The sequence below is a fragment of the Emcibacter nanhaiensis genome (assembly GCF_006385175.1).
Lineage (GTDB): Bacteria > Pseudomonadota > Alphaproteobacteria > Sphingomonadales > Emcibacteraceae > Emcibacter > Emcibacter nanhaiensis.
The window spans coordinates 1-18,088 of the sequence record NZ_VFIY01000002.1 but is presented as its reverse complement, the minus strand read 5'-3'; the positions used below and the strand labels follow the sequence as shown (position 1 = coordinate 18,088).

The following is an 18,088-nucleotide window of genomic DNA, read 5'->3' as shown; positions in this document are numbered from 1 at the left end:
AATGTCAAAAGAAAAGTTTGAACGCACGAAGCCGCACTGCAATATTGGGACTATTGGTCACGTTGACCATGGTAAGACCACACTGACTGCGGCGATCACAAAAGTACTTGCCGATGCCGGTCACGGCAAAGCGGTTGATTTTGCGAACATCGACAAGGCTCCTGAGGAGCGCGAGCGCGGTATTACGATTTCCACGGCCCACGTTGAGTATGAGACGGACAAGCGTCACTATGCTCACGTTGACTGCCCGGGTCATGCTGACTATGTGAAGAACATGATCACCGGTGCGGCGCAGATGGACGGCGCGATTCTTGTTGTGAACGCTGCTGACGGCCCGATGCCGCAGACCCGCGAGCACATTCTTCTGGCCCGTCAGGTTGGCGTTCCGGCCCTGGTTGTATTCCTGAACAAGGTTGACCAGGTTGACGACGAAGAGCTGCTTGAGCTGGTTGAGATGGAAGTTCGCGAACTTCTGAATGAATATGAATTCCCGGGTGACGATATTCCGATCATTGCCGGTTCTGCGCTTGCCGCCCTGGAAGGTCGTGACGACGCCATCGGCAAAGACAAGATCCTGGAACTGATGGACGCTGTTGACGAATATATCCCGCAGCCGGACCGTCCGAAGGACCAGCCGTTCCTGATGCCGATCGAGGACGTGTTCTCCATTTCCGGTCGTGGTACTGTTGTGACCGGCCGTGTTGAGCGCGGTATCATCAATGTGGGCGAGGAAGTTGAGATCGTGGGCATCAAAGACACCACGAAAACAACTGTTACCGGCGTTGAAATGTTCCGCAAGCTGCTGGATAGCGGTGAAGCCGGCGACAACATCGGTGCGCTGCTGCGTGGCGTTGGCCGTGAAGAGGTTGAGCGTGGCCAGGTTCTGGCCAAGCCGGGAACCATTACCCCGCACACCAAGTTCAAAGCCGAGGCTTACATCCTGACCAAGGAAGAGGGCGGTCGTCATACCCCGTTCTTCACCAACTACCGTCCGCAGTTCTACTTCCGTACCACTGACGTGACCGGTATTGTGCATCTTCCGGAAGGCACCGAGATGGTTATGCCGGGCGACAACGTGACCGTTGACGTCGAGCTGATCGCCCCGATCGCCATGGACGAAGGTCTGCGTTTCGCCATCCGTGAAGGCGGTCGTACCGTCGGCGCCGGCGTCGTAGCCTCAATTATCGAATAATCCCTGAAGTAATCTTCGGGAGCACGGGGCGGATTTCAGTCCGCCCCGCTTGCTTTCTGGCAACAGGGACATAACTGTTGCTGTAATTTTTTTAAAGCGGGCCCCATTTTCGCATTGCACTTGACTGGGGGCCGTTTTATAACGTGCGACACGATTGAAGGAGTGTAGCTCAGTTGGTAGAGCACCGGTCTCCAAAACCGGGTGTCGGGGGTTCGAATCCCTCCACTCCTGCCATTTCGTTGAAAACGAGCGGTGAATACAGGGGACACGCCGCCCTTCGACAGAAAAAGAATGGATAACTGAAAATGTCAAAAACCAGTCCTGCAGAATTTGTCCGGCAAGTCCGGCAGGAAGTATCCAAAGTAACCTGGCCGACGCGCAAGGAAACTACGGTAACGACCATCATGGTCTTTATCATGGCCTTCGTCATGGCTGTGTTTTTCTTTTTGGTCGATCTGGGCCTGTCCGAAATTATCGCAGTGATTTTGGGTCTTGGAGGATAAGCATGTCAGCTCGTGCAAAATGGTATATTATTCAGGCCTATTCCGGTTTCGAAAAGAAGGTTGCCCAGAGTGTCCAGGACCAGGCGGTGCAGCAGGGTCTTGATGCCCTGATCGAGCAGGTCATTGTTCCGACTGAAGAAGTTGTCGAGGTCAAGCGGGGGCAGAAGGTCACTTCCGAGCGGAAGTTTTTTCCGGGCTATGTGCTTGCCAAAATGGTCATGAATGACCAGACCTATCACCTGATTAAAAACACACCCAAGGTTTCCGGGTTCCTCGGTGCCAGCGGCAAGCCCTTTCCGATTACGGAAAAAGAGGCCGAGCGTATCCTGCATCAGGTCGAAGAAGGGGTCGAGCGTCCGCGTCCGTCCATCTCCTATGAAATCGGTGAGGAGGTCAAGGTTATCGACGGTCCGTTCACGTCCTTTACCGGTATCGTCGAGGATGTCGACGAGGAGAAATCCCGGCTCAAGGTTTCCGTGTCCATTTTCGGTCGCGCAACCCCTGTGGAACTGGAATATACCCAGGTAGAAAAAGGCTAATAAAAAAGGTCTGGTGTTTTTGCCTTCGGGCTGTTATAAGCCGGACTTTCATGAGTCGCATCATTAGTGGTGCGACTTTGAGTTTTGGGAAAAAAGCACGGAAAAGTGCGGTTTTCCCGGAAAAGTGTGGGAGGTCAGCCATGGCCGCACCACACCCCTTGGTGGCCGGACTTGGGTCCGGCTGGTATTTGAAATTGTCAAAGGGACTAAAATGGCAAAGAAAATTGAAGGTTATATCAAGTTGCAGATCCCTGCCGGAGCTGCAAACCCGTCACCGCCGATCGGTACTGCACTGGGTCAGCGCGGTGTGAACATCATGGAATTCTGTAAGGCTTTTAACGCCCAGACGGAAAGTGTGGAAAAGGGGATGCCTCTTCCCACTATTATTACCGTGTTCCAGGACAAAAGCTTTACCTTTGAAACCAAAGCCCCGCCGGCGTCCTTCCTGATCATGAAGGCAGCGGGCCTGAAAAAAGGTTCCTCCAACCCGGGCCGTGAAAGCGCCGGGACAATCTCTGAGGATAAAATCCGCGAGATTGCTGACTCAAAGATGAAAGACCTGAACGCCAACACTATCGAGGCGGCGATGGAAATCATCAAAGGATCTGCCCGGTCAATGGGCCTGAAAGTGGAGGGTTAAGACCATGGCACGAGTTTCCAAGCGCGCGAAAGCAATTCGCGAAGGTCTGAACACAGAAGCTCTGCTGACTGTGGAAGAGGCTGTTAAACTGGTAAAATCAAAAGCAACCGCCAAATTCGACGAGACTCTGGAAATGGCTGTGCGCCTGGGGGTTGATCCCCGCCACGCCGACCAGATGGTTCGCGGTATGGTGTCCCTGCCGAACGGTACAGGGAAGAGTGTTCGCGTGGCGGTTTTTGCCCGTGGCGACAAGGCTGATGCCGCCAAGGCCGCCGGCGCCGACCTGGTTGGTGCGGAAGACCTGATGGAAGCCATTCAGGGCGGTGAAATGAATTTCGACCGTTGTATCGCGACCCCGGACATGATGGCCATCGTTGGTCGTCTCGGTAAAGTGCTCGGCCCGCGCGGCCTGATGCCGAACCCGAAACTGGGTACCGTGACACAGGATGTGGAAGCTGCTGTGAAAGCTGCCAAAGGCGGCCAGGTCGAGTTCCGCGTGGAAAAAGCCGGTATCGTACACGCCGGTTTCGGCAAAGCAAGCTTCGAAGAAGGTGCCCTGGTGGAAAACGCCAAGGCTCTGATCGATGCGCTGCTGAAAGCCAAGCCGTCTGGCGCCAAAGGGGCTTACCTGAAAGGTATCTCCATGAGCTCTACCATGGGCCCGGGCGTCAAGGTTGATGTTGCCGCCGTTTCTGCCGACTAACGGCTGATCAAGATTTCGGCCATCCCGCTTATGGGGTGGCCAGCAGGAATTCCGTTGGGTGCGCCTGGCGGAAACTCTGGTCCCCGAAAGAGAGTGATATCCCTGGAAGGGGCCGCCTGTCCGAAACTGCAGGTGTCCGGATCTCGAATGAGGGAGGGGCTTAAGCGCAAGGCCTGCAATAGATGGGAGTGTAGGAGTTCCTACAGTTTCCGTTTCCGGTCCTCGGGGCCGGATTTGACAGGTTTAACCGGCATGGACGCAAGTCTTTGCCAAAACTCAACTGGCAAAAATCCGACCTGTGGGAAAAGATTTTTGTGTATTTGAATCGGAGACGAGAATGGATAGAGCCCAAAAGAAGGAGTCAGTTGCCTTCTTGAAGGATGTCTTCAGTAGCTCTGCTACCGTTGTTGTGGTTCGCAACAATGGCCTCAGCGTTGCCGAAATGACAGACCTGCGGAACCAGATGCGTGAAGCAGGCGCCAGTCTTAAAGTGGCTAAAAACCGCCTTGCTCGTCTTGCTCTTGAAGGTTCCGAACTGGAGTCAATTGGTGAATTCCTGGTTGGTCCGACCGCCCTCGGTTATTCCGAGGATCCGGTAGCGCCGGCCAAGATTCTGGTAAAATTCGCCAAGGATCACGACGATCTCGAGGTTCTTGGTGGTGCAATGGGTGCGACATCCCTTGACGTGAACGGAGTTAAGGCTCTGGCAGATCTGCCGTCCCTTGACGAACTGCGCGGCAAGATTGTCGGTCTGCTGCAGGCGCCGGCTGGCAAGCTGGCTTCTGTTACCCAGGCGCCTGCCGGACAGCTGGCTCGTGTGTTTGGTGCCTATGGATCGCAAGGTTAACTGCGAAGGTTTTTGGTTTAAAACGAATTTTGATTTAAGGAAATGAACAATGGCTGATCTTGAAAAGCTTGTTGATGAACTCTCAACTCTGACCGTTCTGGAAGCTGCAGAACTGTCTAAAATGCTCGAAGAAAAATGGGGCGTCTCTGCTGCTGCTCCTGTTGCTGTCGCTGCTGCCGGTGCTCCGGCTGGTGGTGAAGCTGCTGAAGAAAAAGACGAATTTGATGTCGTTCTTACCGCTGCCGGCGATAAGAAAATCAACGTCATTAAAGAAGTCCGCGCCATCACCGGTCTTGGCCTGAAAGAAGCCAAGGAAATGGTTGAAGGTGCTCCGAAGACTGTTAAAGAAGCAGCACCGAAAGCTGAAGCTGAAGAGCTTAAAGCCAAGCTCGAAGCTGCCGGCGCTTCTGTCGAACTCAAGTAAAGAGTTGGCAATTTTGGGTGGCCGGCCGTCCTGTGAGGGCGGCTGGCCATCCGGCCCTTCGGGGCAAATATCTGTCTGGACGCGATGGGGTTCTGGTAATTCTGGTGGAAAAACAACATATTACCATTGAAATTAAAGTTAATTTGGTCCATTTTAAGCTGCCGTCTTCAGGAGTTTTTTCTGAAGCGGTTTCTGCCGTCTAGATAGATAATTTATTTTATCACTCTGATTTTTACCGCTAGCGCGTTGATATTAGAGGTTTTTTTAAATACTGTGGCGAGGATTCAGCATGGCGACTTCCTATTCCAGTCGTAAAAAAGTTCGCAAAAATTTCGGACGTATTACAGAAGTGGCAGAGATGCCGAACCTGATCAAGGTGCAGGTCAGCTCCTATGATCAGTTCCTGCAGACAGATATTCCTCTTGAAGATCGCACCAGTGACGGTCTGCAGGGTGTGTTCAAATCTGTCTTTCCGATTACCGATTTTGCTGAGACAGCTTCCCTGGAATTTGTTTCCTACGAGCTGGAAAAGCCCAAGTATGACGTGGAGGAATGTCAGCAGCGGGATATGACCTATGCCGCGCCCCTGCGTGTGACCCTTCGCCTGATTGTTTTTGAGGTCGACGAGGAAACCGAAGCCCGGTCCGTCCTGGATATCAAGGAACAGGACGTCTATATGGGGGACCTGCCCCTGATGACCGACAACGGCACCTTTGTCGTCAATGGCACGGAACGTGTGATCGTCAGCCAGATGCACCGCTCGCCAGGTGTATTCTTTGACCATGACAAGGGGAAAACCCATTCCTCCGGCAAGTTCCTGTTCGCCGCCCGTGTTATTCCTTACCGTGGTTCCTGGCTGGATTTTGAGTTCGACGCCAAGGATATCGTTCATGTACGCATCGACCGCCGCCGCAAAATGCCGGCGACAACCCTGATGTATGCCCTGGGCATGTCTTCAGAGGAAATTCTTGATTTCTTCTATGACACCGCCACCTACAAAAAAGCCAAAGGCGGCTGGGTTGTGCCTTTCGAACCCGCTTCCTGGCGCGGTGTGAAGCCGGCCTACGACCTGGTTGACGCCAGCAACGGTGAAGTTGTTGTGGAAGCCGGCAAGAAAGTTACTCCGCGCCTGGCCAACAAGCTGGCCAAGGACGGCCTGACCGAGATTCTGCTGCCCAGTGAGGAGCTGATCGGTCGTTTTGCTGCCGAGGATATGGTCAACGGCAAGACCGGCGAAATCTATATCGAGGCCGGTGAGGAAATCACCGAAGATCACCTGCAGGTGTTTGAAGATGCAGGCTACAAGGAAATCAATACCCTCGATATCGACCATGTGAATGTGGGGCCCTACATCCGCAACACCATGATGGGCGACAAGTGTGAAAACGAGGAAATGGCGCTGTCCGAAATCTATCGCGTCATGCGCCCGGGTGAGCCGCCGACCCGCGAAACCGCCGATGCCCTGTTCCATGGCCTGTTCTTCGATGAAGAGCGCTATGACCTGTCCTCTGTCGGTCGCGTGAAAATGAATATGCGCCTCGGCCTGGATGCGGAAGACAATGTCCGTGTCCTGCGCAAAGAAGACATCCTGAAAATCCTCAAAACCCTGATGGAGCTGAAAGACGGCAAAGGCAGCGTGGACGACATCGACCACCTGGGGAACCGTCGTGTACGTTCCGTTGGCGAGCTGATGGAAAACCAGTATCGCATCGGTCTGCTGCGCATGGAGCGCGCGATCCGTGAGCGCATGAGCAGCATCGACATTGATACCGTCATGCCCCATGACCTGGTCAACGCCAAACCGGCGGTTGCGGCTGTGCGCGAGTTCTTCGGCTCCTCCCAGCTCAGCCAGTTCATGGACCAGACCAACCCGCTCAGCGAGATCACCCACAAGCGCCGCCTGTCGGCCCTTGGCCCGGGCGGTCTGACCCGCGAGCGTGCCGGTTTCGAGGTGCGTGACGTACATACCACTCACTATGGCCGTATCTGTCCGATTGAGACCCCTGAGGGTCCGAACATCGGTCTGATCAACTCCCTGGCCACCTTCGCCAAGGTCAATAAATACGGTTTCATCGAAACTCCGTACCGGAAAGTGGTTGACGGCAAGGTGACCCGCGATGTGGTTTATCTTTCCGCCATGGAAGAGGAAAAATACACCGTCGCCCAGGCCAACACGCCGCTGAATGACGATGGTACATTTGAGCCTGAGCTGGTGGACTGCCGCGAGGCCGGTGAGCACCACCTGAAAACCGCTGAGCAGATCGACCTGATGGACGTGTCTCCGAAACAGGTGGTTTCCGTGGCTGCGGCACTCATTCCGTTCCTGGAAAACGACGACGCCAACCGCGCGCTCATGGGATCAAACATGCAGCGCCAGGCCGTGCCGCTGGTACGGGCGGAATCCCCGTTTGTCGGGACCGGCATGGAGCGGGTTGTGGCCCGTGATTCCGGCGCCGCCATTGTGGCCGAACGTGCCGGCGTGGTTGACCAGGTCGACGCCACCCGTATCGTGGTCCGGGTGACCGAAGAAGTGGAGCCAGGCGCGTCCGGTGTGGATATCTACACCCTGCGCAAGTTCCAGCGTTCCAACCAGAATACCTGCATCAACCAGCGTCCGCTGGTGAAAGTGGGCGATGTTCTGAACCGTGGCGACGTGATGGCCGACGGCCCGTCCACCGATATGGGTGAGCTGGCGCTGGGCCGGAACGTGCTGGTGGCCTTCATGCCCTGGAACGGTTACAACTTCGAGGATTCCATCCTGATTTCCGAGCGGATCGTGAAAGACGACGTCTTCACTTCCATCCATATCGAGGAATTCGAAGTGATGGCCCGTGATACCAAGCTTGGTCCGGAAGAAATCACCCGCGATATTCCGAACGTTGGTGAGGAAGGCCTGCGCAACCTGGACGAAGCCGGTATCGTTTACATCGGCGCCGAGGTTCACCCGGGCGACATCATGGTCGGCAAGATTACACCTAAGGGCGAAAGCCCGATGACGCCGGAAGAAAAGCTGCTGCGCGCTATCTTCGGCGAGAAAGCCGCCGACGTGCGTGACACCTCCCTGCGCCTGCCGCCGGGGGTTGCCGGCACCGTTGTGGAAGTTCGCGTGTTCAACCGTCACGGTATCGACAAGGACGAGCGCGCCATCGCCATCGAGCGCGAGGAAATCGAGCGTCTGTCCAAAGACCGTGAAGACGAGCAGAACATCCTCGACCGCAACATCTATGCCCGTCTGAAGCCGATGCTTCTGGGCCATGTGATCACCAGCGGCCCGAAAGAGGTGTCCAAAGGTGAAAATGTGACCGAAGAGCTGCTGGACGGCCTGAGCCGCGGTTTGTGGTGGCAGATTGCCGTCGACGACGAGAAAACCATGGAAGACGTGGACAGCCTGCACAAGCAGTTTGAGGAAGCCCGCGATCGCCTGCGTGCCCGTTTCGAAGAGAAAATCGAGAAACTGCAGCGCGGTGACGAACTGCTGCCGGGCGTTCTGAAGATGGTCAAGGTGTTCGTGGCTGTGAAGCGCAAGCTGCAGCCCGGGGACAAAATGGCCGGTCGTCACGGAAACAAAGGGGTTATCTCCCGCATTCTGCCCGTTGAGGATATGCCGTACCTGGAAGACGGGACACCGGTCGATATCGTGCTGAACCCGCTGGGCGTGCCGTCACGTATGAACGTGGGGCAGATCCTGGAAACCCACCTGGGTTGGGCGTCACGTGGTCTTGGTGTGCAGATTTCCGAAATGCTGGACGATGTGGCCTCTGATACGTCTGCCAAGGCGAAAGGTCTGCGCGACAAGTTTAAGACCATTTACGGCAAAGACCAGTATAAAGCGGAAATTGACGGCTTGGATGACGAGGACGTTGTCGGCCTGGCCGGCTTCCTGCGCAACGGTGTGCCGATGGCGACCCCGGTCTTTGACGGGGCGCACGAAGCGGACGTTGTGGATATGCTGGAAATGGCCGGTCTTGACGGATCCGGTCAGGTGGACCTCTATGACGGCCGTACTGGTGAGAAATTCGACCGTAAGGTGACCGTCGGTTACATCTATATGCTGAAACTGCATCACCTGGTGGACGACAAGATCCACGCCCGCTCCATCGGCCCGTACAGCCTTGTTACCCAGCAGCCGCTGGGCGGTAAGGCCCAGTTCGGTGGTCAGCGCTTCGGGGAAATGGAGGTCTGGGCCCTTCAGGCTTACGGCGCCGCCTATACCCTGCAGGAAATGCTTACGGTCAAGTCTGACGATGTGAGCGGCCGTACCAAGGTCTATGAAGCCATCGTTCGTGGCGATGACAGCTTCGAAGCCGGCATTCCGGAATCCTTTAACGTTCTGGTCAAAGAGATGAAGTCTCTGTGCCTGAATGTTGAACTTATCAATAATCCCTAAGAGCGGACGAGATTTAGGAGAATATTAGGTTATGAGCCAGGAAATTATGAATTTCTTCAACCCGGCTGCGAAACCGGAGACTTTTGATAACATCAAAATCTCCATCGCCAGTCCGGAACAGATCCGCTCTTGGTCCTATGGTGAGATCAAAAAACCGGAAACCATCAACTACCGGACCTTCAAGCCGGAGAAAGACGGCCTGTTCTGTGCCCGTATCTTCGGCCCGATCAAGGACTATGAATGTCTCTGCGGTAAATACAAGCGGATGAAATACCGCGGTATTACCTGTGAGAAATGTGGCGTGGAGGTTACCCTCAGCAAGGTGCGTCGTGACCGTATGGGTCATATCGACCTGGCTGCGCCGGTTGCGCACATCTGGTTCCTCAAGTCCCTGCCGAGCCGTATCGGCCTGATGCTGGACATGACTCTGAAGGATCTGGAGCGTGTGCTTTACTTCGAAAACTATATCGTTGTGGAGCCGGGCCTGACTTCCCTGAAAATGAAGCAGCTGCTCAGCGAGGAAGAATATTACCGCGCCCAGGACGAATATGGTGAAGACAGCTTTACCGCCGGTATCGGGGCGGAAGCCATCAAGATCCTGCTGGAAAATGTGGATCTGGAAGCCGAGCGGGAAGACCTGCGCCGCGAGCTGGCTGAAACCAAATCCGAACTGAAGCCGAAGAAAATCGTCAAGCGCCTGAAAGTGATCGAAGGCTTCCTGGAGTCCGGCAATCAGCCGTCCTGGATGATTCTCGACGTTCTGCCGGTGATCCCGCCGGAATTGCGTCCGCTGGTACCGCTGGACGGTGGTCGTTTTGCGACTTCCGACCTCAACGACCTGTACCGTCGCGTGATCAACAGGAACAACCGCCTGAAGCGCCTGATGGAGCTGCGGGCCCCTGACATTATCGTGCGGAACGAAAAACGTATGCTGCAGGAAGCTGTCGACGCCCTGTTCGACAACGGCCGTCGCGGCCGGGTCATCACCGGCGCCAACAAGCGTCCGCTGAAATCCCTGTCCGACATGCTGAAAGGCAAGCAGGGCCGTTTCCGTCAGAACCTGCTGGGTAAACGCGTTGACTATTCCGGCCGTTCCGTGATTGTGGTGGGGCCGGAACTGCTGCTGCACCAATGCGGTCTGCCCAAGAAAATGGCGCTGGAACTGTTCAAGCCGTTTATTTATGCGCGGCTCGACAAGCTCGGCATCGCCACCACCATCAAACAGGCCAAGAAGCTGGTGGAAAAAGAGCGCCGCGAAGTATGGGACGTTCTCGACACCGTGATCCGTGAACATCCGATCATGCTGAACCGTGCGCCGACCCTGCACCGCCTCGGCATCCAGGCCTTTGAACCGGTTCTGATCGAGGGTAAAGCCATCCAGCTGCATCCGCTGGTCTGTGCCGCCTTCAACGCCGACTTCGACGGTGACCAGATGGCGGTACACGTACCGCTCAGCCTGGAAGCCCAGCTCGAAGCCCGTGTGCTGATGATGTCCACCAATAACATCCTCAGCCCGTCAAACGGCAAGCCGATCATCGTACCGTCCCAGGATATCGTTCTTGGTCTTTACTATATGACCACTGAGAAAGTCGGTGAGCCGGGCGAAGGCATGGCGTTTGGTAACATGGAAGAGATCGAGCAGGCCCTGTTCAGCAAGGTAATTACCCTGCACAGCAAGATCAAAGCCCGTTACAATACCGTTGACGAAAATAACGAGCCGGTTTCCCTGGTGGTGGAAAGTACCGCCGGTCGTCTGATGCTGGCCCAGTATCTGCCGAAACACCCGAATGTTTCCTTTGACCTGATCAACCGTCAGCTCACCAAGAAGGAAATTTCTCAGGTGATCGACGTGGTGTACCGCCATGCCGGACAGAAAGACACCGTGCTGTTTGCCGACGGCATCATGCGTCTCGGTTTCCGCGAGGCCTGCAAGGCCGGTATCTCCTTCGGTAAAGACGACATGGTGATCCCGGACGCCAAGGAAGAGCTGATTAACACCACTTCCGAAGAAGTGAAGGAGTATGAAGCCCAGTATAACGCCGGTCTGATTACCCAGGGCGAAAAATACAACAAGGTGGTGGACGCTTGGTCCCAGTGTACCGACCGTGTGGCCGACGCCATGATGGCGGAGATTTCCCAGACAGGTGTCGATCCGGATACCGGTCGCTCCCGCGAAATAAACTCCATCTATATGATGGCCCACTCCGGGGCTCGTGGTTCCGCCGCCCAGATGAAACAGCTTGCCGGTATGCGCGGCCTGATGGCCAAACCGTCCGGTGAGATCATCGAAACGCCGATTATCTCCAACTTCAAGGAAGGCCTCAGCGTTCTCGAATACTTTAACTCCACCCACGGTGCCCGTAAGGGTCTGGCCGATACGGCGCTGAAAACCGCCAACTCCGGTTATCTGACCCGTCGTCTGGTTGACGTGGCGCAGGACTGCGTCATCGTTGAACAGGATTGCGGCACTCATGCCGGTATCGATATCAGCGAAGTGGAAGAGGGCGGTGATGTGATCGTCTCTCTCGGCGACCGTATCCTCGGTCGCTGTGCCGCGGTCGACGTGGTTGACCCCGTCAGCGAGCAGACCATTGTGGAGGCCGGCACCTATTTGGATGAGACCGTAGTCGAACAGATTGAAAATGCCGGTGTTGCCACCGTCAAGGTTCGTTCCGTCCTGACCTGTGAATCCAAAGTAGGTGCTTGTGGTAAATGTTACGGCCGTGACCTGGCCCGCGGTATTCCGGTGAATATGGGTGAAGCTGTCGGTGTGATCGCCGCTCAGTCCATCGGTGAACCGGGTACCCAGCTGACCATGCGGACCTTCCATATCGGTGGCGCGGCCTCTTCCGTTTCCGAGCAGTCCTCCATCGAGGCCTCTCATGACGGCAAGATCAAGCTGGTCAACCGCAATGTGGTGACCGACTCCAAAGGCCGCCTGATTGTCATGAACCGCAATATGGAACTGGTGATCCTGGATGAAGAGGGTCGCGAGCGCGTCACTCACAAAGTGCCTTACGGCGCCCACCTCATCCATGACGAGGGGGCCGAGATCAAGCACGGCGACAAGCTGGTTGAATGGGATCCCTACACCCTGCCGATCATTACTGAAAAAGGCGGTATCGTCCGTTATGTGGACCTGATCGAAGGTGTCTCCATCAGCGAGAAGACCGACGAAGCCACCGGTATTTCCAGCAAGGTCGTGATCGACTGGCGCTCCCAGCCGAAAGGTGCCGACCTGCGTCCGCGCATCACCCTGCGTGATGAGAACGACCAGGTTGTGGAACTGGCCAACGGTTCTGAGGCCCGCTACTTCATGTCCGTCGGCGCCATTCTGTCCGTCAACGACGGTGCGGAAGTGCACGCCGGTGACGTGGTGGCCCGTATCCCGCGTGAAGCGTCCAAGACCAAGGACATCACCGGTGGTCTGCCGCGTGTGGCCGAGCTGTTCGAAGCCCGTCGTCCGAAAGAGCATGCTGTTATCGCCGAGATTGACGGTTATGTTGAATTCGGCCGCGACTACAAGAACAAGCGTCGCATCGCCATCCGCCCGGCGGACGAGGAAGCGGAACCCGTTGAATATCTGATCCCGAAAGGAAAGCATATTTCCGTTCAGGAAGGCGACTTCATCCGCCGCGGTGAATATCTCATCGACGGCAACCCGGCGCCGCATGATATTCTGAAGACCATGGGTATTGAGGCCCTGGCCAATTACCTGGTCAACGAGGTGCAGGACGTATACCGCCTGCAGGGTGTGGGCATCAACGACAAGCACATCGAAGTGATTGTCCGCCAGATGCTGCAGAAAGTGGAAATCACCTCGCCTGGTGAAACCACCTTCCTGCTCGGTGAACAGGTCGATCGTCTGGAGTTCGAAGAACAGAATGCCAAGATGGAAAAAGAAGGACGTCTGCCTGCCAAGGGCGAGCCGCTCCTGCTTGGTATCACCAAAGCTTCGCTGCAGACCCGCTCCTTCATCTCCGCGGCTTCGTTCCAGGAGACAACCCGCGTTCTGACCGAAGCTGCGGTTTCCGGCAAGCACGACACCCTGAACGGTCTCAAAGAGAACGTTATCGTCGGTCGCCTGATTCCGGCCGGTACCGGTGCGACCATGAACCGGCTGCGCCGTGTCGCCCAGACAAGGGATGCGGAAACTATTGCGACGGAACAGCCGCAGAGCGAACCGCTGCCGCTGGGAGATTCCGACTCAGCCCCGGCTGAATAACAGGGCGCCCGGTCCTGTTTCGGCAGGGACGGGACGGTTTTCAGCCGCCTGTGGGCTGAAAGTTGAAAGAATATTTTAAGAATCAAGGCTGGTCTTCCCGATTATGAGGGAAAACCGGCCTTTTTTCTCTAAAAGATGGTTCTGTGAAAAGCCTGTTAAATTTTGCTTGACTGTAAATATAAGCGCACATAGTATGCGCACACTCTTTGAGGGGCAGGTGGTAGGCCATTATCAGCCTAAACGCTGCGCCTAAGATACTCAGAGACTGGAAATTTTTGGATTTGACCGAACAGCCGGAGCAGGGTTGACCTCTGCTCTATTGCTTTTTTTCAGGAAAAGCGGGGCTGTTTGTCTTGTTGTACGAAAAGAAAACGACTTAAGGATCTAATATGCCGACAGTTAACCAGTTGGTACGTAAACCGCGCAAGAAACCGGCCGCCCGTAACAAGGTGCCTGCCCTTCAGGCATGCCCGCAGAAACGTGGTGTTTGTACTCGCGTTTACACAACAACACCGAAAAAGCCTAACTCAGCCCTGCGTAAAGTTGCTCGTGTGCGCCTGACCAACGGTTTTGAGGTTACTAGCTACATCCCGGGTGAGGGACACAACCTGCAGGAACACGCCGTTGTGCTGATTCGCGGTGGTCGTGTGAAAGACCTTCCGGGTGTTCGTTATCACGTTCTGAGGGGCGTTCTGGATACCCAGGGTGTATCCGATCGTCGTCAGGGTCGTTCTAAATATGGTGCAAAACGTCCTAAATAAGGACCTGTTGCTAAGGAATTGAGATATGTCGCGTCGTCACGCTGCTGAAAAACGTAAAGTGCTGCCGGATCCCAAGTTCGGGGATATCGTGCTGACCAAATTCATGAACAACCTGATGGTTGATGGCAAGAAATCCGTTGCGGAAAGAATCGTTTACGGCGCTCTTGACCTTGTTCAGGCTAAAACCGGTCAGGAGCCGCTGGAAGTGTTCCATCAGGCCCTCGACAATGTGAAGCCGGCGGTTGAGGTTCGCTCCCGCCGTGTTGGTGGCGCCACCTACCAGGTGCCGGTCGAGGTTCGTTCTGACCGCGCCCAGGCTCTGGCGATCCGCTGGATGATTGAAATGTCTCGCAAGCGCAACGAGAACACCATGACCGAGCGTCTTGGTGGCGAACTGCTTGATGCGCTGAACAACCGTGGCGCTTCCGTGAAGAAGCGTGAAGACACCCACCGTATGGCAGAGGCCAATAAGGCTTTCTCCCATTATCGCTGGTAGTAGTTGCTGGATTAGGGAATTTGTAAGATGGCACGCAAGACTCCACTCGAAAGATATCGCAATATCGGTATTATGGCCCATATCGATGCAGGTAAGACAACCACCACAGAACGTATCCTGTTCTATACAGGGGTGAGCCATAAAATCGGCGAAGTTCATGAAGGCGCCGCGACCATGGACTGGATGGAGCAGGAGCAGGAGCGTGGTATTACCATCACCTCTGCGGCGACCACCTGTTTCTGGAATGATCACCGCATTAACATTATTGATACCCCCGGCCACGTGGATTTTACCATTGAAGTTGAACGTTCGCTCCGTGTTCTTGACGGGGCGGTTGCTGTTTTTGACTCTGTGGCCGGTGTTGAGCCCCAGTCCGAAACCGTTTGGCGTCAGGCTGACAAATATGACGTTCCGCGGATGTGCTTCGTTAACAAGATGGACCGCATGGGTGCCAACTTCTACCGTTGCGTCGACATGATCAAGGATCGCCTTGGTTCCGTGCCGCTGGTAACTCAGCTGCCGATCGGCGCCGAAGCTGAATTTGAAGGCATGGTTGACCTGCTGAAAATGAAAGCGATCGTCTGGGACGACGAGGGCATGGGCGCCAACTATGTGGAAAAAGATATTCCGGCCGACATGCAGGACGATTGCGAAACCTATCGCATGGAGCTGATCGAGACTGTTGTTGAGCAGGACGAGGATGCCATGGAGCAGTATCTGGAAGGCAACGAGCCCGACATGGATACGCTTAAAAAACTGATCCGCAAAGGTACCATCGCTGGTGACTTCGTGCCGGTTCTCTGCGGTACGGCCTTTAAAAACAAAGGCGTGCAGCCGCTCCTCGATGCGGTTGTTGACTATATGCCGGCTCCGGTCGACGTGGCCGCGATCCGCGGTGTTGCCGTTGATGATCCGGAAACAGAAATGGTTCGCAAGTCTTCCGACGAAGAGCCGTTCTCTGCCCTGGCCTTTAAAATCATGAACGACCCGTTCGTGGGTACGCTGACCTTCTGCCGCGTCTACTCCGGCGTTCTGGAAACCGGTACACAGGTCCTGAACTCCGTAAAAGGCAAGAAGGAAAAAGTCGGCCGTATGCTGCAGATGCACTCCAACTCACGTGAGGACATCAAGGAAGCTCGCGCCGGCGACATCGTCGCCATCTGTGGCCTGAAAGAGACCACAACCGGTGATACCCTGTGTGCCAACAACAAGCCGGTTATCCTGGAGCGTATGGAATTCCCCGAGCCGGTGATTTCCGTTGCTGTGGAGCCCAAATCCAAAGCCGACCAGGAGAAAATGGGTATTGCCCTGAACCGCCTGGCCGCCGAGGATCCGAGCTTCCGCGTTCGGTCCGACGAGGAAAGCGGCCAGACCGTGATTTCCGGTATGGGCGAACTGCATCTCGATATTCTGGTTGATCGCATGAAGCGTGAATTCAAGGTGGAAGCCAATGTGGGTGCCCCGCAGGTTGCGTACCGTGAATCCATCGCCCGCGAAATCGAAGTTGATTACACGCATAAGAAACAGTCCGGTGGTTCCGGTCAGTTCGGCCGCGTGAAAATGGTTGTTACCCCCGGTGAGCGTGGATCAGGTATCCAGTTCCTCGACGAAATCAAGGGCGGTAACATTCCGAAAGAATATATCCCTGGTGTTGAAAAAGGTATCAACGACATCGCAGAGAGCGGTGCGCTGATCGGCTTCCCGATCATCGACTTCTCTGTGCGCCTGATCGACGGTGCCTACCATGACGTTGACTCCTCCGTACTGGCCTTTGAAATTGCCGGTCGTGGGGCCATGCGTCAGGCCGCTGCCGATGCCGGCATCAAGCTCCTCGAGCCGATGATGAAGGTTGAAGTGGTAACACCGGAAGAATATATGGGTGACGTGATCGGTGACTTGAATTCACGTCGCGGCCAGGTCGCGGGCACTGAAACCCGTGGTCCGGCACAGGTGATCACTGCGATGGTTCCGCTTGCCAACATGTTTGGTTATGTGAACCAGCTGCGGTCATTTACTCAGGGTCGTGCTCAGTACAGCATGCAGTTCGACCATTACGCCGAGGTTCCGAACAATGTAGCTGAGGAAGTCAAGGCGAAATACGCATCTTAATATTTTAACGAAGCTAACTTTTCCCGTGAGGATAGAGCGGGACGCTTGAATATAAGTGAGAAGGTAAAGACAATGTCAAAAGAAAAGTTTGAACGCACGAAGCCGCACTGCAATATTGGGACTATTGGTCACGTTGACCATGGTAAGACCACACTGACTGCGGCGATCACAAAAGTACTTGCCGATGCCGGTCACGGCAAAGCGGTTGATTTTGCGAACATCGACAAGGCTCCTGAGGAGCGCGAGCGCGGTATTACGATTTCCACGGCCCACGTTGAGTATGAGACGGACAAGCGTCACTATGCTCACGTTGACTGCCCGGGTCATGCTGACTATGTGAAGAACATGATCACCGGTGCGGCGCAGATGGACGGCGCGATTCTTGTTGTGAACGCTGCTGACGGCCCGATGCCGCAGACCCGCGAGCACATTCTTCTGGCCCGTCAGGTTGGCGTTCCGGCCCTGGTTGTATTCCTGAACAAGGTTGACCAGGTTGACGACGAAGAGCTGCTTGAGCTGGTTGAGATGGAAGTTCGCGAACTTCTGAATGAATATGAATTCCCGGGTGACGATATTCCGATCATTGCCGGTTCTGCGCTTGCCGCCCTGGAAGGTCGTGACGACGCCATCGGCAAAGACAAGATCCTGGAACTGATGGACGCTGTTGACGAATATATCCCGCAGCCGGACCGTCCGAAGGACCAGCCGTTCCTGATGCCGATCGAGGACGTGTTCTCCATTTCCGGTCGTGGTACTGTTGTGACCGGCCGTGTTGAGCGCGGTATCATCAATGTGGGCGAGGAAGTTGAGATCGTGGGCATCAAAGACACCACGAAAACAACTGTTACCGGCGTTGAAATGTTCCGCAAGCTGCTGGATAGCGGTGAAGCCGGCGACAACATCGGTGCGCTGCTGCGTGGCGTTGGCCGTGAAGAGGTTGAGCGTGGCCAGGTTCTGGCCAAGCCGGGAACCATTACCCCGCACACCAAGTTCAAAGCCGAGGCTTACATCCTGACCAAGGAAGAGGGCGGTCGTCATACCCCGTTCTTCACCAACTACCGTCCGCAGTTCTACTTCCGTACCACTGACGTGACCGGTATTGTGCATCTTCCGGAAGGCACCGAGATGGTTATGCCGGGCGACAACGTGACCGTTGACGTCGAGCTGATCGCCCCGATCGCCATGGACGAAGGTCTGCGTTTCGCCATCCGTGAAGGCGGTCGTACCGTCGGCGCCGGCGTCGTAGCCTCAATTATCGAATA

Annotated in this window: 13 protein-coding genes and 1 tRNA gene; all 14 read left to right on the top strand. The window is 55.4% G+C overall.

Features of this window, described 5'->3' with window-relative positions; genetic code table 11:
• Position 1: 1 nt before the first annotated feature.
• Positions 2 to 1,192, top strand: coding sequence for an elongation factor Tu (gene tuf / locus FIV46_RS00160; protein ID WP_139937772.1), 1,191 nt, complete (start codon positions 2 to 4; stop codon positions 1,190 to 1,192).
• Between the two features lie 158 nt (positions 1,193 to 1,350).
• Positions 1,351 to 1,426: transfer RNA gene (locus tag FIV46_RS00155), tRNA-Trp, on the top strand.
• Between the two features lie 71 nt (positions 1,427 to 1,497).
• Positions 1,498 to 1,695 (top strand): preprotein translocase subunit SecE, encoded by a 198-nt coding sequence (gene secE, locus FIV46_RS00150; protein WP_139937783.1) that lies wholly within the window; start codon positions 1,498 to 1,500, stop codon positions 1,693 to 1,695.
• 2 nt (positions 1,696 to 1,697) lie between these two features.
• Positions 1,698 to 2,234: a transcription termination/antitermination protein NusG gene (nusG, locus tag FIV46_RS00145; protein WP_139937782.1), complete on the top strand. Its 537-nt coding sequence runs from the start codon at positions 1,698 to 1,700 to the stop codon at positions 2,232 to 2,234.
• A gap of 211 nt (positions 2,235 to 2,445) precedes the next feature.
• Complete coding sequence (rplK, locus tag FIV46_RS00140; RefSeq protein ID WP_139937781.1) at positions 2,446 to 2,874, top strand: 50S ribosomal protein L11; 429 nt, start codon at positions 2,446 to 2,448, stop codon at positions 2,872 to 2,874.
• Between the two features lie 4 nt (positions 2,875 to 2,878).
• Positions 2,879 to 3,577, top strand: coding sequence for a 50S ribosomal protein L1 (gene rplA, locus FIV46_RS00135; protein ID WP_139937780.1), 699 nt, complete (start codon positions 2,879 to 2,881; stop codon positions 3,575 to 3,577).
• A 337-nt stretch (positions 3,578 to 3,914) separates the two neighbouring features.
• Positions 3,915 to 4,424, top strand: coding sequence for a 50S ribosomal protein L10 (gene rplJ / locus FIV46_RS00130; protein WP_139937779.1), 510 nt, complete (start codon positions 3,915 to 3,917; stop codon positions 4,422 to 4,424).
• Between the two features lie 49 nt (positions 4,425 to 4,473).
• A complete protein-coding gene (rplL, locus tag FIV46_RS00125) occupies positions 4,474 to 4,848 on the top strand; it encodes a 50S ribosomal protein L7/L12 (protein ID WP_139937778.1) in 375 nt (124 codons plus the stop codon).
• 289 nt (positions 4,849 to 5,137) lie between these two features.
• Positions 5,138 to 9,235 (top strand): DNA-directed RNA polymerase subunit beta, encoded by a 4,098-nt coding sequence (gene rpoB, locus FIV46_RS00120; RefSeq protein ID WP_139937777.1) that lies wholly within the window; start codon positions 5,138 to 5,140, stop codon positions 9,233 to 9,235.
• Positions 9,236 to 9,266: 31 nt separating this feature from the next.
• A complete protein-coding gene (gene rpoC, locus FIV46_RS00115) occupies positions 9,267 to 13,460 on the top strand; it encodes a DNA-directed RNA polymerase subunit beta' (protein ID WP_139937776.1) in 4,194 nt (1,397 codons plus the stop codon).
• Positions 13,461 to 13,849: 389 nt separating this feature from the next.
• Positions 13,850 to 14,221, top strand: coding sequence for a 30S ribosomal protein S12 (gene rpsL / locus FIV46_RS00110; protein WP_139937775.1), 372 nt, complete (start codon positions 13,850 to 13,852; stop codon positions 14,219 to 14,221).
• A gap of 25 nt (positions 14,222 to 14,246) precedes the next feature.
• Positions 14,247 to 14,717 (top strand): 30S ribosomal protein S7, encoded by a 471-nt coding sequence (rpsG, locus tag FIV46_RS00105; protein WP_139937774.1) that lies wholly within the window; start codon positions 14,247 to 14,249, stop codon positions 14,715 to 14,717.
• Positions 14,718 to 14,744: 27 nt separating this feature from the next.
• Positions 14,745 to 16,826, top strand: a complete 2,082-nt coding sequence (gene fusA / locus FIV46_RS00100; RefSeq protein ID WP_139937773.1) for an elongation factor G — start codon at positions 14,745 to 14,747, stop codon at positions 16,824 to 16,826.
• A 72-nt stretch (positions 16,827 to 16,898) separates the two neighbouring features.
• Positions 16,899 to 18,088, top strand: a 1,190-nt coding sequence (gene tuf / locus FIV46_RS00095) for an elongation factor Tu (protein WP_139937772.1), incomplete at its 3' end; no start/stop codon positions are given.